At 57.8% G+C, this 16,764-nt stretch carries 21 protein-coding genes; 14 read left to right on the top strand and 7 right to left on the bottom strand.

The features are described from left to right. Nucleotides 1–130: 130 nt before the first annotated feature. Complete coding sequence (locus RRF56_RS10520) at nt 131–874, top strand: PrsW family intramembrane metalloprotease (RefSeq protein WP_317037596.1); 744 nt, start codon at nt 131–133, stop codon at nt 872–874. A gap of 78 nt (nt 875–952) precedes the next feature. Here RRF56_RS10520 and RRF56_RS10515 read toward each other — a convergent pair whose 3' ends face one another. Next, nucleotides 953–1,465: an adenine phosphoribosyltransferase gene (locus RRF56_RS10515; protein WP_317037595.1), complete on the bottom strand. Its 513-nt coding sequence runs from the start codon at nt 1,463–1,465 to the stop codon at nt 953–955. Between the two features lie 266 nt (nt 1,466–1,731). Between RRF56_RS10515 and psb34 the strand changes: the two genes are divergently transcribed. The 3 genes from psb34 to RRF56_RS10500 are packed head-to-tail and all read left to right on the top strand — an operon-like array spanning nt 1,732 to nt 2,357. Further along, nucleotides 1,732–1,905: a photosystem II assembly protein Psb34 gene (psb34, locus tag RRF56_RS10510; protein ID WP_317037594.1), complete on the top strand. Its 174-nt coding sequence runs from the start codon at nt 1,732–1,734 to the stop codon at nt 1,903–1,905. Nucleotides 1,906–1,963: 58 nt separating this feature from the next. After that, the gene (locus tag RRF56_RS10505; protein WP_317037593.1) at nt 1,964–2,161 is read left to right on the top strand and encodes an electron transporter; all 198 of its coding nucleotides are present in this window, start codon (nt 1,964–1,966) and stop codon (nt 2,159–2,161) included. Nucleotides 2,162–2,195: 34 nt separating this feature from the next. After that, nucleotides 2,196–2,357 (top strand): hypothetical protein, encoded by a 162-nt coding sequence (locus RRF56_RS10500; RefSeq protein WP_317037592.1) that lies wholly within the window; start codon nt 2,196–2,198, stop codon nt 2,355–2,357. On the opposite strand, the gene RRF56_RS10495 is transcribed toward RRF56_RS10500, so the two are convergent. Then, the gene (locus RRF56_RS10495) at nt 2,354–3,718 is read right to left on the bottom strand and encodes a GH1 family beta-glucosidase (protein ID WP_317037591.1); all 1,365 of its coding nucleotides are present in this window, start codon (nt 3,716–3,718) and stop codon (nt 2,354–2,356) included. The genes RRF56_RS10500 and RRF56_RS10495 overlap by 4 nt on opposite strands. Nucleotides 3,719–3,913: 195 nt before the next feature. Between RRF56_RS10495 and RRF56_RS10490 the strand changes: the two genes are divergently transcribed. From RRF56_RS10490 to RRF56_RS10480, 3 genes are all read left to right on the top strand, one after another. After that, nucleotides 3,914–4,594 carry a hypothetical protein gene (locus tag RRF56_RS10490; protein WP_317037590.1) on the top strand — a complete coding sequence of 227 codons (681 nt, stop codon included), beginning with the start codon at nt 3,914–3,916 and terminating at the stop codon, nt 4,592–4,594. A gap of 212 nt (nt 4,595–4,806) precedes the next feature. After that, nucleotides 4,807–5,661, top strand: coding sequence for an RMD1 family protein (locus RRF56_RS10485; RefSeq protein WP_317037589.1), 855 nt, complete (start codon nt 4,807–4,809; stop codon nt 5,659–5,661). 306 nt (nt 5,662–5,967) lie between these two features. Further along, nucleotides 5,968–6,384: a hypothetical protein gene (locus RRF56_RS10480; RefSeq protein WP_317037588.1), complete on the top strand. Its 417-nt coding sequence runs from the start codon at nt 5,968–5,970 to the stop codon at nt 6,382–6,384. On the opposite strand, the gene RRF56_RS10475 is transcribed toward RRF56_RS10480, so the two are convergent. Together RRF56_RS10475 and RRF56_RS10470 are read right to left on the bottom strand one after the other, a co-directional pair. Then, a complete protein-coding gene (locus RRF56_RS10475) occupies nt 6,381–6,842 on the bottom strand; it encodes a GNAT family N-acetyltransferase (RefSeq protein ID WP_410510589.1) in 462 nt (153 codons plus the stop codon). The genes RRF56_RS10480 and RRF56_RS10475 overlap by 4 nt on opposite strands. A 158-nt stretch (nt 6,843–7,000) precedes the next feature. Further along, a complete protein-coding gene (locus RRF56_RS10470; protein WP_317037586.1) occupies nt 7,001–7,726 on the bottom strand; it encodes a TIGR02466 family protein in 726 nt (241 codons plus the stop codon). Between the two features lie 118 nt (nt 7,727–7,844). On the opposite strand from RRF56_RS10470, the gene RRF56_RS10465 reads away from it, so the two are divergent. Together RRF56_RS10465 and RRF56_RS10460 are read left to right on the top strand one after the other, a co-directional pair. Beyond that, nucleotides 7,845–8,555 carry a glycerophosphodiester phosphodiesterase family protein gene (locus RRF56_RS10465; RefSeq protein ID WP_317037585.1) on the top strand — a complete coding sequence of 237 codons (711 nt, stop codon included), beginning with the start codon at nt 7,845–7,847 and terminating at the stop codon, nt 8,553–8,555. 302 nt (nt 8,556–8,857) lie between these two features. Continuing rightward, nucleotides 8,858–9,688 carry a TIGR04283 family arsenosugar biosynthesis glycosyltransferase gene (locus RRF56_RS10460; RefSeq protein ID WP_317037584.1) on the top strand — a complete coding sequence of 277 codons (831 nt, stop codon included), beginning with the start codon at nt 8,858–8,860 and terminating at the stop codon, nt 9,686–9,688. Here the strand turns inward: RRF56_RS10460 and RRF56_RS10455 are convergent. Next, nucleotides 9,685–10,800, bottom strand: coding sequence for a geranylgeranyl reductase family protein (locus RRF56_RS10455; protein ID WP_317037583.1), 1,116 nt, complete (start codon nt 10,798–10,800; stop codon nt 9,685–9,687). The genes RRF56_RS10460 and RRF56_RS10455 overlap by 4 nt on opposite strands. A gap of 247 nt (nt 10,801–11,047) precedes the next feature. Here RRF56_RS10455 and RRF56_RS10450 point away from each other — a divergent pair, with 247 nt between their 5' ends. From RRF56_RS10450 to RRF56_RS10430, 5 genes are read left to right on the top strand one after another with little or no spacing between them, the layout of a single operon-like run. Beyond that, nucleotides 11,048–11,935, top strand: a complete 888-nt coding sequence (locus RRF56_RS10450) for a hypothetical protein (RefSeq protein ID WP_317037582.1) — start codon at nt 11,048–11,050, stop codon at nt 11,933–11,935. Then, complete coding sequence (locus RRF56_RS10445; RefSeq protein WP_317037581.1) at nt 11,932–12,423, top strand: hypothetical protein; 492 nt, start codon at nt 11,932–11,934, stop codon at nt 12,421–12,423. The genes RRF56_RS10450 and RRF56_RS10445 overlap by 4 nt, the downstream gene beginning before the upstream one ends. Then, complete coding sequence (gene cbiM / locus RRF56_RS10440) at nt 12,423–13,067, top strand: cobalt transporter CbiM (protein ID WP_317037580.1); 645 nt, start codon at nt 12,423–12,425, stop codon at nt 13,065–13,067. Before RRF56_RS10445 ends, cbiM begins: the two co-directional genes overlap by 1 nt. A gap of 4 nt (nt 13,068–13,071) precedes the next feature. Next, nucleotides 13,072–13,869, top strand: coding sequence for a cobalt ECF transporter T component CbiQ (gene cbiQ / locus RRF56_RS10435; protein WP_317037579.1), 798 nt, complete (start codon nt 13,072–13,074; stop codon nt 13,867–13,869). After that, the gene (locus RRF56_RS10430; RefSeq protein WP_317037578.1) at nt 13,866–14,690 is read left to right on the top strand and encodes an energy-coupling factor ABC transporter ATP-binding protein; all 825 of its coding nucleotides are present in this window, start codon (nt 13,866–13,868) and stop codon (nt 14,688–14,690) included. The genes cbiQ and RRF56_RS10430 overlap by 4 nt, the downstream gene beginning before the upstream one ends. Before the next feature lie 149 nt (nt 14,691–14,839). Here RRF56_RS10430 and RRF56_RS10425 read toward each other — a convergent pair whose 3' ends face one another. Further along, nucleotides 14,840–15,349, bottom strand: coding sequence for a hypothetical protein (locus RRF56_RS10425; protein ID WP_317037577.1), 510 nt, complete (start codon nt 15,347–15,349; stop codon nt 14,840–14,842). Nucleotides 15,350–15,394: 45 nt separating this feature from the next. Beyond that, nucleotides 15,395–16,693, bottom strand: a complete 1,299-nt coding sequence (locus RRF56_RS10420; protein WP_317037576.1) for an ABC transporter ATP-binding protein — start codon at nt 16,691–16,693, stop codon at nt 15,395–15,397. Nucleotides 16,694–16,764: the final 71 nt, after the last annotated feature.

Raw genomic sequence — 16,764 nt, 5'->3', positions numbered from 1 at the left:
CGGTATGACAAAACCCTCAAAAAATCAAAGTTCAAACCTTGTCTTCTGGTTTTGGCTACCCCTTCTCACCCCTAGCGGCGGCCCTCATGCTCTCGATATATGATTAAAAGCACGCTTCTTCTCCTGGCCCATGGCAACCCTTGCAACTGACTCAAACATGTTGGCTTCCGTGGTGGGCATTGTGGCCCTGGCCTTGGCTCCGCTGGCATTTCTGTTGTGGTTTTTCTATACCCGTGACAAACTCAACCCCGAGCCACGAGGGCTGGTGATGAAGATTTTTGGCCTGGGTTTGCTGGCGTTTATTCCTGTTTTTTTGGTGCGGCAGTTTGTACCGCTGCCTCCAGGGGTAATGGCGGTGGTAGTCGTGCCAATTTTGGCGGAGCTGGCCAAGTTTGGAGTGGTCAAGCGGGGTGTTTATTTTCACCCTGAGTTTGATGAGCCGGTAGATGGCATTATCTTTGCGGCGGCTGCAGGCCTGGGCTTTGCCACCCTGCAAGTGATGGGCTCAATGCTTTATGCCTATTTTGCCGTGATCCGGCTGGGGCCTGGGACAGCGGCAGGAGCGGCTTGGCCTGCCGTTCTCACTATGTTTGCCCTACAAGGATTGTTAGCAGGGCCGGGGCACGCGTTGTGGTCATCGCTGTGGGGTTATGCCCTGGGAATGGCCAAATTTTCTGGGCCGCCAGGGCGGGGCGCGGGGCTGGTAGGCAATGGGCTATTGGCGGCGATGGCCTCCCACGCGACCTTTAATGCTTTAGCTCTAGAGTCGAGCTGGTGGCTCAACCGACTGGGGTTGGTGCTGGTAATTGGGGTGCTGTGGTTTGTGGTGCTCCGCTGCCTACGCTATGCCCTTAGCCGTAGCCCACTCGATTGAGATCTGTTTGCTATAAACCGTTTAAACGGTTCATAGCAAACAGATCGGCCTCCCAGGGTTGGGCTGAGACTTTCTTCTTTAATACTGAAGCAGCACCGTGATCGGCACGTCGGGCAGTTTGGCGCGCCCCGCCAGACCAACTAGCTCAATGACAAAGCCAAACCCAGCGACGGTACAGCCGGTCTGCTCAACTAGTTGGGCGGTGGCGGCGGCAGTGCCCCCGGTGGCAATTAAATCGTCAATGATGAGGACTCGGCTGCCCGGCGTGAAGGCATCTTGGTGCAGTTCTATAGTGTCGTGGCCATATTCAAGGGCGTAGCTGGCGGCGTGGACGGCGGCGGGCAGCTTGCCGGGCTTGCGCACGGGCGCAAAGCCAACGCCCATTTTGTAGGCCAGGGGCATGCCAAAGATAAACCCTCGCGACTCAATCCCCACAATGTAGTCGGGACGATACTCGGCTACCTGCTCAGCAAATAGATCGATGCTGTATTGCAGGGCGGTGGGGTTGCCCAGCAGTGGCGTAATGTCGCGGAAGAGAATGCCAGGCTGGGGAAAGTCAGGAATATCGCGGATGTGGGCTTTGAGATCCATTGGGGTAGGGGTTATGGGCGTTGCTATGGTAGCACCGGGGGAGAGGCGGTGGGCACAAGACCTGACTCTAGACCGGACTTGTGGTTGATCACTGGTAGGGAATCAACCGTTGTGCCCTATCGGTGGATCAAGCGTCCAAGCCTGCGTCCTTCAGGCGTGGGTTAACGCATGTGCAAAAAATAGGCAAGGAAATGTTGCACTTTCGTTACATTGCTGTTACATTAGTTTACATAAAGCAACATTTGACACCCCAGGAGGGCCTTGAAATGTTTACCACTACCCAGCTTGACAACGGCATTCTCAACAACTACGCCGTAGAGCCTGAAGTGTATTTTGCTACCTACCCCTCTCCTGAGCAGCAAGAGCGCTACGCCAAGCAAGCCGCCTTTGCCTCGCTGTTGGTGACCGGCCTGTTTCTGGTTTCTCTGGCGGTGAGCTAAGCCAAGTTCGCTGCGGGTTTGTCGGTCAGTCTTAACTAGTCTTTGGAGGAAAAGCGCGATGTTTGCACCGATGATTTTGCTGGTTCGTTCGATGATGGGAACCCCCAAGTTCAACCAACTGCGGGGTCAGGCGATCGCTCTTCACTCCAAGACAATTACCAAATTCTGCAACCGCTTTGGGATTGATAGCAAAAAGCGCCAAGCGTGGATTCGTACCGCTCGCGACAACGGCCAGCGCCTCGGTTTTCTGGCCTAGGTGTCGCGTTCTAAGTTTGATTGAGTCTCTGAAATTGCTGAGTTCTTATTCACCCCCCGGCCTTGGCTTGGGGGTGTTTTGTTGGCAGATGTTTAACGTCATGCTGGCTGGGGTAACGGGCGGCAGCGATCTTGATCGCCAGCGAACGGTTGCTTCGAGTGGCATTGATGATTGGCAGGTTAGCGATCGCGGCTAAACCACCCGATTCTCTTGCACGCAGTGGGCATACCAGTGATAGCTGGCCTTGGGGATGCGCTGCTGGGTGGCAAAGTCTACGTAGGTGATGCCAAAGCGGCGATCGCGCCCATAGGCCCACTCAAAATTATCTAAAAAGCTCCACAGAAAGTAGCCCATCAGCGGGTAGCCCTCCTGCACCGCCCGGTGGGCCGATCGGAGATACTGTTGCAAGTACTGAATTCGGTCTAGATCGAGCACCTCCCCGGTGGGTGTCAGTTCATCCTGGGCGGCGCAGCCGTTCTCGCTGATGAAAACGCGCAACTCTGGGCGTTGTAGGGTATCGCTGATGTGGCGCACGCCCCAGTAGAGGCTATCGGGCAGAATATGCAGCCAGGGCATGTGCAGGCGTGGGTAGCCCTGGGGAAAGGGCAACATCTCAAAGCCCCGTTCATTGTCAGCCGCCCGCACATAAACCCCGGTATAGACATTAAAGCCCAGGGAATCGATGGGTTGGTAAATCACCTCCAGGTCGCCGGGTTGTATGTCGGGGGCATTCTCGCCCAGCTCCTCTAGCAATTGGGGGCTGTAGTGGCCCGTTAGCGCTGGGTAGAGAATGCCGCCGTTGGTGCCCGTCAGGGGAAAGGCCGCCTGAGCCGCCGCAATATCGCCGGGGGTGTCGCTGAGGGGGACGGTAGCCAGATAGTTATCTACCAGGGAAACCTGGCAGGGCTGGGGCGAGGCGGCGCGAATCGCCTGACAGCCGAGCCCGTGGGCCAGCAGGGCGTGGTGGGAGGTCTGCCAGACTGCTTTGGCGGTTTTGACCACGGTGCCGGGGGCCATTTCGGGAACGTGGCCGACGCCGTAGCCGATGTGGGTAAAGCAGAAAATTTCATTCAGCGTCATCCAGTGGGTGATGCGATCGCCCAACCTTTTCACCACCACCGCCGCATAGTCGGCAAAATCTTGCGCCATCTGCCGATTGCGCCAGGAGCCGTACTTGGTTTCGAGCGCTTGGGGGCTATCCCAGTGGAACAGGGTGGCGTGGGGTGTAATGCCAAACTCCAGCAGGGTATCGACCAGCTCGCTGTAGAAGGCCAGCCCTGCCTGGTTTACTGCCCCCCGTCCCTCGGGCAAAATGCGGGGCCAGGAGATGCTAAAGCGGTAGTGGCGCACCCCCAACTCTGCCATCAGGGCAATGTCGTCGCGGTAGCGGTGGACGTGATCGCAGGCAACGGCCCCCGTATCGCCATTCAGTACTCGGCCTGGGGTCTGGCTAAACACATCCCACACGCTGGGGCCACGCCCGTCGGCAGCGCCCTCGATTTGGTACGACGAGGTGGCGACCCCCCACTGAAACCCCGGCGGAAATGCGTAGACCATAGCCTCGTCCTACATGCTTGCGTCTGCAACGGTACTCAACGGAGGGCTGCTTTGCAACGCCTAAACTGTGTAGAGGTGCTGGAGGACTATGCCCTGGGTTGTACTCCAGGTGCTACTTGCGGCAGCCCTGCTTTTTGGCCACAATCAGGGCCATGGCTCTTACGCTATACCTTTGCTGCTTCTGCTGATGCGTCTGTGAAACGAGTTTTTCGATTATTTCCGCCCCGCCGCCGAACGGTAAGAGAAAAGCAGCTCGCCGACAGCTACACGCGATCGCCCGATGGTCATGTCGTCGTGCGCCTACAGCTCAGCTCACCGACAGCGCTACTCATGCCCTTTGAGGGATTTCCGAAAAACTTTGGCAATGAACCTGATAATCAAAACGCAACTGTGCTCAATCTCAACAAAGATTTTATTGATTATCTGTTTGCCCGTTTATCTGAATTGGGCGACGAATCGCTGCTGCTGAACATCAACCTAATGACTGACTTTGACGATCAGCTGACCGCTCGTGGCTCTGCTGGCATTATGCAAACGGCAATTCAGCGCTACTTTTCCCACCTAGAAGAGGTGCGCCGTCAAGATTTACAAAAACTGGTCGGCGATGCCGTTTTGCTGGGGCTGTTGGGGGGTGGAGCACTAGGGCTGTCGGTTTTTTTAGACGCTCGTCAAGCCACTACCGATACCGGAATTGGCTTATTGTTGCTCGGTCAGGGGGTAACCGTGTTTGGCTGGCTAACCCTCTGGGAAGCTTTGGCCAACATTCTTTGGCACTGGCGTCCTCTGTATCGGCAGCTGCGGATGAGTCAACGATTGCAGGGTGCGCCGCTAGAACTCACCACCCACCAGACGCTCACGAGTACGTTGCCAGGATAACTTTGGGGATGTCTAAAGACCCGGAAACCCTGACTAGGCACAATTTACTCATCAGCCACTCGATCTGACCATCGCTGTAGGTCGGCAGTTGCAATTAAACGTAGGATGTCCTGAGGATGGGCACGCGATGCTTTGCCCATCCTACGCGGGTTTATATTTAATTGCGCCTTCCTACTTAACCGCTAAATTAATCTAACAAAATCAGAATTCTCATGACTTTTACCGACAATAGTTTGACTAAAACTACCGACGCCCAAACCCTGGCACCGACCACTCATCTGGACTGGGCTAGCAAAGAAACTATCCTGGCCCGTGCCAGTATTGTGGGTGAGCGACTGTCTCTCAAAACCTTAGACCGAACCGAGCTACTGGCGACGAATCCACTCATTATTCGGGCCGGGGCCACGGGCTGTGCCGTACTGCTGCGCTATGGCGTGATTATCACCTTTGATCTGAGTGTCGATGAGGAAAATGCTCTGCTAGATATGCTGCGGCCTCACATTGTCGAACCCATCGAGTCAACCATTTCAGAAGAGCTATCGATCGCCTTTCGTCCCCAGGCCAAAGAGCGTTTAGAGGGCAATGTGCTCTGGCTGCAAGACTACAGCGCTGAGCGATTACAAATTGTAGCTGAAGCGCTGGGCAAGAGTGTGGTTTTGAACTACTACGAGGTCGAGATTGCCGATATCTTTCAATCGATCAAGCCGTTTACCATTGGTATTCAGGGCAAGAATAGGCGATCGCCCAAAGAGGAAGACCTCCTCAACTACATTGGCGGTACATTGCTGATTCAGCAAAAGATGTTTGGCATTGTGGAGGTGGGCGAGAAACCGGACCCAGTTTGGGATGATCCCACACTAGATCGTCTGTACCTCCGACTTGAAGATGAATATGAGCTGAGGGAACGATTGGTCATTTTGGAGAAAAAGCTAGCGCTAATTTCTAGAACAGTAGAAACCTCGCTAAATCTCTTGCAGCGCAATAGCAGTCACCGAGTAGAGTGGTACATCACGATTTTGATTGTGATTGAGATTGCGCTGGCCATTTATGAAATTTGGACGCGATAGAAGGGCCATCAAAGGAGTTCTGTCGGTTGGGTAAAGTGCTAACGTAACCCAACAAAGCGTTGGCCTTGGCGGCGCGACGGAGATGTTGGGTTCCACTCCGTTTCACCCAACCTACGCTCTCTGGACCTTTGATTACGGTGAAGTCGGGAGAGGTGTTTAGCCTGCTGCGACGCGATGGTCAGAGACTGGCACGGTAGAGCTATCGGCAATTAAGTTGAATTGTAGGATGGGCAAAGCAGCGCGTGCCCATTATCCAAATACTGAGCGAAGATGGGCACAGTCTAACGACCTTTGCCCATCCTACCTTTGCTTGAAACGGTGCCCAAAAAATTACTCGTCCTGCTGCTTAAAAATTTAGCGCTTACCCTGCCTGCCGCGCTTTTGTTTATGCTTTTGGGCTATATTCTCAGCTTTCCGATGACGTTTCAAATAGATGCTGAAGCCGCATATCTTCGACGTAACCAGTGGATGCAGTTTGGCAATGACGTGTTGCCAAACTGCATAGAAACCGACCGACTCAACGCCCTGAGCCGATTTCAAATGATGGTGAGCCTGGGGGGAACCGTAATGGGTGTAGTGGTAGCTCAAACGGTGTTTGCCACCCACGAGCAGTCTCAACGCGGGAGAAAGATTAGCTCCGCTGTGGAAGGGAGAATGCCACTGATATCAGCTTGCAGTTTTGTAGTAGAACGAAGTGGAATCCAACATCCCCATCGCGCCTAACTCAGCAGTGTTTTCTCCATAAAGGAGCTGTTGGGGTCGTCGGTGTAGTCGGCAAAGGGGCCACGATACTCAAAGCCGTAGCGCTCGTACAGGGCGCGGGCCGGGGCAAAGGCAGGGAACGCGCCGGTTTCTAAGTACAGGTGGGTGTAGCCCCGCTGCCGGGCGACTTCGATAATGTGCTCTAAAAGCCTGGAGGCAACGCCCTGGCGGCGGTGGGCGGCGGTGGTTCGCATCGACTTAATTTCGCCGCTGGTGGGGTCGAGTTCTTTGAGTGCGCCGCAGCCCAGCAGGTCGTCAGCCTCCCAGGCTGTCCAGAAGGTGATGTTGGGTGCTCTTAATCTTTCCAGATCCAGCGCGTGAACGCTGCCGGGGGGCGTAATCTCGTGCATGTTCTCCAAATGCTCGCGCAGCAGGGCAATGATCTGTGGCCCGGTGAGGTTATCTTCGCGAATTTCCATAGCGATCGCCTCCAGCTGTTTGATCAGAAATTGGCTTGACCCAAGCCGCTCGTCATGGCGCATGGCTTCGTGTGTGCATTGCTTTGCGAATGCACCCTACAGTTTGCGGTTTCCTAAAGCTATCGATTCGGGCGTACAACTGTATGCCCCTACAAATATCACTCAAAGTCAGAGCCATTCTGCTCCCTAAATCGTTGCCACTGGGTCGGGGGCGGCATTAGAAATTCGTAGGCCCCGGCGGCTTGCCCAGGGGCAGCGGTGAGCACAATATCAAAGGAAACCGACAGCCGCAGATCCTCGGTGTGGTTAGGGGTAACGCCGTGGCGCTGTTTGGCGGGAAAGATAATTAGGCGGCCCTCGGTGGGCAGATACAGGGCCTGGTCTTGGTTGAGGTAGTTCCAGGTGGCGATGATGTCGGTGTTTTCGCTGCCGAGACCAGGGCTGACTTCGTTGGGGCGGGCATCGTCTAAAAAGGTGAGGCAGCCCGCCGCATCGGTGCCCGACTCGGGGACGGCGACGTAGTAGACGGCACTGACATGGGCCGTGTTGTGACAGTGGGCACCGACTTCTTGCTGGGGGCGCGACACCACGGGCCAGGCCCGCTGAATGTAGAGATCGACCTGGCTGAGGTCGAGGCCGAGTTCGGTGAGGTAGGTGACCACGTGGGTTTCAACCTGGGCCACCAGCCAGCTAAAGCGAGGGTCGGTGTGCACTTTTTCGACGCCGTGCAGGTCGCCTGTCCAGGCCATTTCGGGAAAGTTGCGGGGCTCGCTACCGCTGGCTTCGAGGTTGAGGATGGCCTCGGCTAGGGACGCGTTGTGCTGGGCGGCATCGGGTAAATCGGCATAGTAGACCGCAAGGGGAAACCAGGTATCGAGAGGCATATCAATGGGGGGGTGGCGGGGATAGGTGGTAAGCCATACTTTAAAAAGTGATGTGGCCCAGTATGGTTAGAGGGCAACCGGCGTGCAAGTTAGCTTAGCAGGGTAGAGGATGCCCACGATGGAGTGGATTACAACCCGACCCATTGCCCATCGGGGGTTACACCAGGGCACTGCGGTGCCAGAGAACTCTTTAGCGGCTTTTGAGGCGGCGATCGCAGCGCAGCACCCCATTGAGCTAGACGTGCAGCTGCTTGCCGATGGCCACCTGGCGGTGTTTCACGATCGCGACCTCAAGCGGTTGACTGGCCTTAAGGGCCGCATCGCCGACCAAACTCTCACCAGCCTGAATCAGTTTCACCTGTACAACACTGAGCAGACGATTCCGTCTCTAGCCGAAACCCTGAGCTATATAGCAGGCCAGGTGCCGGTGCTGATCGAAATTAAAAACGAGAAAAAGGTTGGCCCCCCTGAGCAAGCCCTGATCAAAACCCTGGCGGGCTACCGAGGTGAATTTGCGGTGCAGTCGTTCAATCCGCGATCGCTTCAGTGGTTTAAGCGCCAAGCTCCCGAGATTATTCGCGGCCAGCTAGCCAGCAAGCCACAGAAGTTTTTGCGCAGCCACCTGTTGCTCACCTGGGCGAGCCAGCCGCATTTTATCGCTTACAACGTCAAAGCGTTGCCCACCCTGTCAACCACCCTGGCTCGCCGCCGCTTCAACCGCCCTCTGCTGGCCTGGACGGTGCGTAGCCAGGCCGACTACGAAAAAGCCACCCAGCACGCCGACAACTACATCTTTGATCGGTTTTGTAGCCATAGCCAGTCAGATTGAGGTCTTATACCGAATCCTGCTTGGTTACCCCCAATTCCACTGGGCAAACCGCCGTAAGGCCTCCGGCCAGGCTATGCCAACGCCCCTACAGGCTGACCGGTTGGGTATCGGGGTTATGCGATTCAGATTCGGTATTACCGCGGCAAACCGTTGGCGCAGGCTGGATGAATGCCTTCATTCACGGCATGACGGCGGCCATAGCGCTGAGGGATCGGCCAGTTCTCAGCAAATATTAAGTTGCTGCTCAGACAGGGCGATCGCTGGATTGGGTAAATTAGCGAAGCACAGGACAACGCTTTGGTATGCCCCCGTCACCCGCTAGGCTATGGAATGTGGAACGAATTCAGGCGCTGGTGAAGCGCTCGCTAGGCTGGGTGTCTGAGCTGCGGCCTATCCCCTCAGCCAGCGATCGCGACTTGGCAGCAGTCAGAACAACCCTAGTTTCGCCGCCAGCGCCCATATCGATCGTGATCCCCACGCTGAATGAGGTAGAACAACTCCCCACGGTGCTGGCGGCCATCCCAACGGGGATAGAGGTGGTAGTAGTCGATGGGGGCAGCACCGATCGCACCGATGCCCTTGCCAACGCCCTGGGAGTACGGGTGATTGCTTCTCCGCCGGGGCGATCGCGGCAGCTCAATCGGGGGGCGGCAGCAGCGACCGGAGATATTTTGCTTTTTCTCCATGCCGACACTCGCCTGCCCGAGGGGTTCGACCAAGCGATTCGCCAGACCTTAGCTCAACCCGGTGTGGTGGCTGGAGCCTTTAGGCTGGCCATTGATAGCCCCAGGCGATCGCTGCGCTGGGTGGAATGGGGGGTAAACCTGCGATCGCGCTGGCTGCAAATGCCCTACGGCGACCAGGCTATCTTTCTTCCGGCAGAGGTCTTTCACCAACTGGGCGGTTTTCCCGACCTGCCGATGATGGAAGACTTTGAACTGGTGCGGCGGCTGCGAAAGCTGGGAAAAGTTGCGATCGCCCCGGCGACGGTGATGACGAGCGATCGCCGCTGGCGCACCCTGGGCGTTCTGCGCACCACCCTGACGAACCAATTGATGATCATCGGATACTTCCTTGGCATCGATCCCCAGAAGCTCGCTCGCTGGTACAGAAACTTAGGGAAACCTCGCTAGCCCGACAACAATCCGCCGCTCATACGCTTCATCACCCGGCTGGCGATGTCGGCGTAGCGCACTTCGCCAGCCAAAATCTGCCCCAGGCGCTGGGTGGCAGTGGGCCGCTTGATCCCCACCCGGTAGCCGATCCCCGGTACCCGAAAGAATAGTCCGGCGATGCGTTTGGCCCAGGGCATATCGGCCCCCCAGGTGGCGTGCATGGTGTCAGTGTACTGGGCCAGTGCCTCTGGATCGCCTGCGATCGCGGCGTGAATGGCCTCAGCCGCCCGCACCCCGCTGATCATGCCGGGGCGAATGCCTTCAGCACTGAGCGGATCGACAATGGCAGCGGCTTCGCCCACCAAGACAGCCCGGTGGGTATGTAGCGGGTAGTTGCCATCCCACAGCTTCAGCGGGTGGCTGTAGACGGTGCCCGATGCAGGGCTCACCCCAAACGATTGACTGTATTTCTCGAGGGCTTTGTGGTGGTTGGCAGGGGCTTGGCCCAAAAAGGTCGCGGCCCCGATGGAGTAGCCTTCGCGCTTGGGGAAGTTCCACATACAGCCCTGCTTAATTAGGCCAAACTCAAAGTTAATGGCGCAGTCATCGCCGACGGGGGCAGGCACCTCCAACACGTTGGCCAGTCTCACGGTGTGGGGGGGAAAGCCTAGCCACTGGGCCATCGGCCCCTGGGCTCCATCGGCGGCGACCAGGTAGGCAGCCTCCAACGGGCCATCGGCGGTCGAAACCTGCCAGTAGTCGCCCTTGTTCTCAATGGCAGTGACCGCTGTACCGTCTTTGAGCTGCGCCCCCAGCTTTTGCGCCTGCTGCACCAAAAAATGGTCAAACACCTCCCGGCGCACCATCCAAATGGGGTCGGTGGTCAGCTCAGCCTCGATGGGGTCGCCCAGTTTGTAGGTGTAGCGCACCTGACGCATCGCGCGATCGATCGCTGGGGCAAAGTCAAAGTCAAAGAACTCGGCCACGCTGGGAGAAACGGCACCGCTACAGGGCTTATAGCGAGGTAGCGCTGCTTTCTCTAGCATGAGCACCGAGTGCCCTTGCTTGGCCAGGTGGTAGGCGGTTGAGGCTCCGGCGGGACCAGCCCCCACCACAATTACGTCGTACATCGGGTTTTCGAACGATAAGTTGGGATACAGGATTTCTGTGCCCTCATCGTACCGTTTGCTGGCCGGGGAAATGCTAGATCTCTAAGCCGGGTGCCCCCCCTGGGCATTGCAAGTTAAGGGAGGCTCACGGTTAAGTAAACGGGTTGGGTCGCGTCTTTTCTAGCCGTTGGGTAGGGGCTGATGCCGTGGCGACCTAGGCCGTTGGCCCCAGACGCCTATCCTAAACAATCGTTTTTTCCCAGGTACTATGCAACGCAATTCTCTCAAAGCTTTCGCAGTAGGTGCGGTGGGCTGCTTAGCCCTAGGCCTGTTGCCCGGCTGCGGTGGCGAAAGCTCGACGACCACGTCCCCCGATTCTGCCTCAGATGCCACCGCCAATCCGGCAGCCGGCACCTCCGCTACCGGCACTGGCACCTTGGTGATTCGGGCCAATGGCGAAGACTTTGTGCGTGAAGGGTTTACCACCAAAGACGGCTGGGCGATCGAGTTTGACCATGTCTACGTGTCGTTATCTGAGATTACCGCTGCTCAAACCGACCCGCCCTTTGACCCCGACGCGGGCACCGATCTCCAGGCCAAGGCCGAAGTCAGGGTAGAGGGCACCCAGGTGGTAGATCTGGCTGAGGGCGATGAGTCGGCTGAACCCGTGGTGGTCAGTGAGGTCGAGGCTCCGGCGGGACGCTTTAACGCCCTGGCCTGGCGGATGGTGCCAGCCGAAACGGGGCCATCGGAGGACCACACCATTTGGATGCAGGGCACCGCCACCAAAGCGGGCGAAACGGTACCGTTTACCCTCAAGCTGACCGAAGAACTGGCTTTTACCTGCGGCGATTTTGTCGGCGATGAGCGCAAGGGTGTGTTGGCGGCGGGTGACGTTGCCGATCTAGAGGCAACCTTTCACTTCGACCACCTGTTTGGCGATGGGGATGCCCCCGCTGACGACAGCCTTAACACTGGAGCGCTTGGGTTTGACCCCTTCGCGGCCCTGGCTCGCAATGGGGTGGTCGATCTAGACAGTGCCGCCCTTCAAGCTGGGCTGTCTGAGACCGATTACACTACTTTTTTGAGCATATTGCCGAGCCTGGGCCATGTGGGCGAAGGCCATTGTCGAGAAGTTAGGTTGACCACCCTATGAAATTCAAATTTGCGTTGGCCTGGGCGCTGGGAGCGGCAAGCTTGGGTGGGCCAGTACTGGCCCACGGGGTGGTGCTAGAGCATCGCCAGCTGAGCAGTGTGGAGGTAGCGGCTCAGTTTGAAACCGGTGAACCCATGGCCAATGCCCAGGTGTTGGTCTATGCCCCGGACAACCCCAGCGAGCCTTGGCAGCAGGGCAATACCGATGACCAGGGGCGCTTTAGCTTTGTGCCCGATACAACCCTGGTGGGCAACTGGGAGGTGATGGTACGGCAGGCGGGGCATGGGGCGATCGCCACCATTCCGATCGGTGCCGCGACCGGTGGTGAGGCCACCAATCTTGCCCTTGAGGCAGAGGCTGAACCGTCGCCAGAATCTTTAATCTCTCCTAGTACTACCCTCTCCCCGGTTCAACGCGGTATTACTATTGGCTCTGTGATTTGGGGCTTTATTGGCACCGCTCTATTTTTCGCCCGAGGCAAGCGCTAGTGCATATTCCCGACGGAATTTTATCGGCCCAGGTCTGTGCAGCTGGGTATGCTGTGACCGGCCTGGCCACCTGGTATTCTCTGCGGCAGATTAACCGCCGACCCGACCCCACCGCCGAAATTCCCAAGGCGTCGTTGCTGACGGCGGCCTTTTTCGTGGCGTCGTCGATCTACATTCCGGTGCCCCCCGCCAGTGTTCACCTCATTTTGAATGGGCTGCTGGGGGTGGTGTTGGGATATTTTGCCTTTCCGGCTATTTTGATTGGGCTGTTTTTTCAGGCGTTGGTGATTGGCCACGGTGGTCTTACCACCCTGGGGGTCAATGCCGCGATGATGGGGATTCCAGCCCTGCTGGCTTATCACATGTTCCAGACCCGCCATACCGTCGGTCAGCTGCTGAAGGAGCCCGCCCGCACGGGGGTGTTTGCTTTTTTGGGTGGTGCCCTGGGCCTGGGCATAGCCGCGCTGATTTTTCTGGCCCTGATCATTCTCAACATTCCGGCCCAGCTCGATGCCGGAGCTGAGCAAACAGCGGTGTTGGCCCTGTCGATCGGCCATGTTCCCCTAGCCATTATTGAAGGGGTGTTTACGGCCATGCTGGTGTTGTTTTTGCGCCGGGCCAAGCCTGAGCTGCTGGAGGGGTAGAGCCATGGGGGCCACTAGCCACGATACCTATATTCACCGCGAGTCGGTGGTTCACCGCTGGTCACCCCGGCTGAAGCTGGTCAGCCTGGCGGTGCTGATGTTTGCCTTTGCCACGGTGCGTCAGCTCACCCTGGTGCCCTGGATGCTGGGGGTAGCGGCGGGGCTCTACCTGCTGTCGGAGTTGCCACTGTCGTTTTTGCGCCAGCGACTGAGCTATCCGGGGTTGTTTATTTTGTCGCTGGTGGTGCTGCTGCCGTTGACAGTGGGCGATACGGTGCTGGGCCAGTGGGGCTGGCTGACCCTACGCCAGGAGGGCTTGATGGCTACCCTGCTGATTGTGGGGCGGTTTTTATCGATTTTGACCCTGGGGTTTATTTTGCTGGGCACTACCCCGTTTTTGTCGCTGCTGCGCGCCATGCGATCGCTCGGTTTGCCCACCATCTTGGCCGATATGACCCTGCTGTCGTACCGCTACCTGTTTGAGATTGCGGCCATGCTGGCGACGATGCAGCAGGCCATGCGGCTGCGGGGCTTTGGCCACAAGCGCCAGGGCTGGCTGCGGGTCAACCGCCAGACGATGCAGCAGTTGGCGATGCTGGCCGGCAATTTGCTGATTCGCAGCTATGAGCAGTCGGACCGGGTTTATCGGGCGATGCGACTGCGGGGCTATGGCTATGGTGCAAAGTCAGTCGAGGGGCAGAGTGCCGTCACCCAGCCCTGCATTCTAAGCTGGGGGTTGACTGGGATTGTACTGGCTGCAGCGATAGGATTAGTTATTGCCGAAGGAATATTGCGCCAATGACGGATTCGCCTATGATGGATGTGCCAATGATGGATTCGGTTTCGACTAATTTTGCCCACCTATCGTTGGCCCCAGGCTCTCAGGCCGCGGCGATCGCCGCCCGCAACCTCTCCTTTGGCTATCCTGACCAACCCGATGTACTGGGCAATATTTCGCTGACGGTGCAGGATGGCGATCGCGTCGGCATTATTGGCCACAACGGCTGCGGCAAAACGACCCTGTTTATGCTGCTGTGCGGTGTGCTCACCCCGGCAGCAGGCGAAATTTTACTGTTTGGCGAAACCCTCAAACCTGGCCAGTTTCGTCCCGAAGTCGGCCTGCTCTTCCAAGATCCCGACGACCAGTTGTTCTCCGCCTCGGTGCGCGACGATCTGGCCTTTGGCCCCCAAAACATGGGTCTCCCGCCCGCCGAAGTCGCCGCCCGCGTGGCTCAAGCTGCTGATATGGCTGGCATCACCCACCTGCTCGATCGCTTGCCCCACCACCTCTCGGGAGGGGAAAAGCAAATGGTGGCGATCGCCGGTTTGCTAGCCATGACTCCTCAGATCATTCTCTACGACGAACCCACCGCCAGCCTCGACCTGCGCACCCGCCGCCGCCTGATTCGCTTTTTGCAAAACTCCACCGAAACCGTGCTGATCTCCTCCCACGACCTGGAATTTGTGCTCGAAGTCTGCGATCGCGTCATTCTAATCGACGAGGGCCGCATCATTGCCGACGGCTGCCCCCGCCAGATCATGGGCGATCAAACCCTAATGGAAGCTCACGGCCTAGAGAAGCCCCACTCGCTGATCCCCCACATTGAGCCACACCATGGGTAGGTGAGTGATACCAAATCCGAATCCCATAACTCCGATTCCAATCAGGCGGATTGCGTAGGGGCAAACGGTGTTTGCCCAGCCCGATCGGAACTAGCCAAGTCGGATTTACGATGAGTCGGTAAGAGAAGCCACTCCTGAGACTTGCTCCTTTAATTGCCCATATACGACTCGCCCGACAGCGAGAGCAACAATAGTAGCCCCATCCACAGCAGCAGAATGCTGTACAGGATGAGCGCTACGCTTTGCAGCAGCAGCTTGATCAACACCGGGCGCTGATTTTGCCTGCGGCGCATGGCTCGAAGCAGATCTAGGGCAGCGGCGATCACCAAAATGAGGGTAGCGATCGCAGCGACGACCCAACTGCCATAGAGCACCGGCACCGACTTAGCCCCTAGCAGCGCTACCCCAGCCGCTACCGCCAAGCACCCCGCACAGACCAGTTCGACCACCACGATTAGCGGACTAAACCTGGCCCGTCGGCTTTGGCGAAAGGCATGTTTGGCCGTCAGGGCACCCTGCACCCCCGGCAGAGTCAACAGCACCACAGCCCGCACCCCGTGAGCCCAGGGAGCTTGCACGATCACGAAGGTGGTGACCATCGCACCCATGACAGCGAGCCCCGCGAGGAGTTGGGTTTTGACAAATCTGGTTCTGCGCAACGGGCTTTCCCCCAAGATTTTTGTCGGGTTTAAACGTTTCAGCGACTAGCCATCCCACAGAGCGGCTTCGGTAACTGGGTCAAACAGGTGGGCTTTGTCAGGGGCGATCGCCAGCCAGATCTCGTCGCCCACCCGCACCACCTCATCGGGGAGAATTTTGGCCAGCAGAGTCAGCCGCTCGGTCTGCACCGTCAGGTAGGTTTCGCTGCCCAGGGCCTCTAGGTGGGTAATGTGGCCACGAATATTTTTGGGGGCGGGCAAAGCCAAACTCAGGTGCTCGGGGCGAATACCCAGCAGGGCTTCGCGACCGTCGTAGGGCAGCAGGCCATCGTCCCAGCTGCTGGGCAGCGACAGGCGAAACTCGGGATGAATCAGCAAAAACGGGGCCTGTACCTGCACCGTCATAAAATTCATCGGCGGGGAGCCAATAAACCCGGCTACAAAGCGGTTGGCGGGGCGATTGTAGAGATCGAGCGGCTTGGCCACCTGCTGAATTTGGCCCTGGTTCATCACGGCAATGCGGTGGCCCATGGTCATCGCTTCCACCTGGTCGTGGGTGACGTAGATGGTGGTAATGCCCAGTTGCCGCTGGAGATTGACGATTTGAGCGCGGGTTTCCATCCGCAGTTTGGCATCCAGGTTAGAGAGGGGTTCATCCATCAAAAACACCTGGGGGTTGCGGGCCATAGCCCGGCCCAGGGCCACCCGCTGTTTTTGCCCGCCAGAGAGCTGCCGGGGATAGCGGCCCAGCAGCCCATCGATTTGCAGCATTTTGGCCACAGCGCGAATGCGATCGTCAATCAGCCGCTCGGCGTCTGACACATAGCGCAGGCTGGGAGGCAGGCGGCGGGTGAGCGATACCAGCGGCTTTTCCCACCAGCGGCTGGCGGTGAGCAGGCGCTCTAGCTCCTGGTTGGCGTGGGAGTCACTCAGGGGCAGCGGTGGTTTGCCCAGCTCTGGCAGGGAGGTTTCGAGGTCGGCCCCCATGCGGCGCAGGCCAAAGGCCAGATTGTCGTAGACACTCAGGTGGGGGTAGAGGGCGTAGCTCTGAAACACCATGGCGGTGTCGCGCAGCTTGGGGGGTAGGTCGTTGACTTTGCGATCGCCCACCCAGATACTGCCGCCCGTAATCTCTTCTAGGCCCGAGATCAGCCGCAGCAGGGTACTTTTGCCACAGCCCGAGGGGCCGACCAGCACCATAAATTCGCCGTCATCAATGGCGAGGTTGATGCGTTTGAGCACCGCTGCTGCATCGTGGTCTGCCTCTAAAGCCGTCTCCGCCCCGTCGGCTTGGCGAGACTTGGGAAAGGTTTTGTAGACGTTTTCGATTGCGACTTGGGCCACAGGGCAACGAGCAGGTAGAGGGGCAAGCAGACGATGTTGCAGTGATGCTGTAGAGCAATCTCCCCCACCCC

The organism is Nodosilinea sp. E11 (assembly GCF_032813545.1).
Lineage (GTDB): Bacteria > Cyanobacteriota > Cyanobacteriia > Phormidesmidales > Phormidesmidaceae > Nodosilinea.
This window is presented reverse-complemented; position numbering and strand designations above follow the sequence as displayed.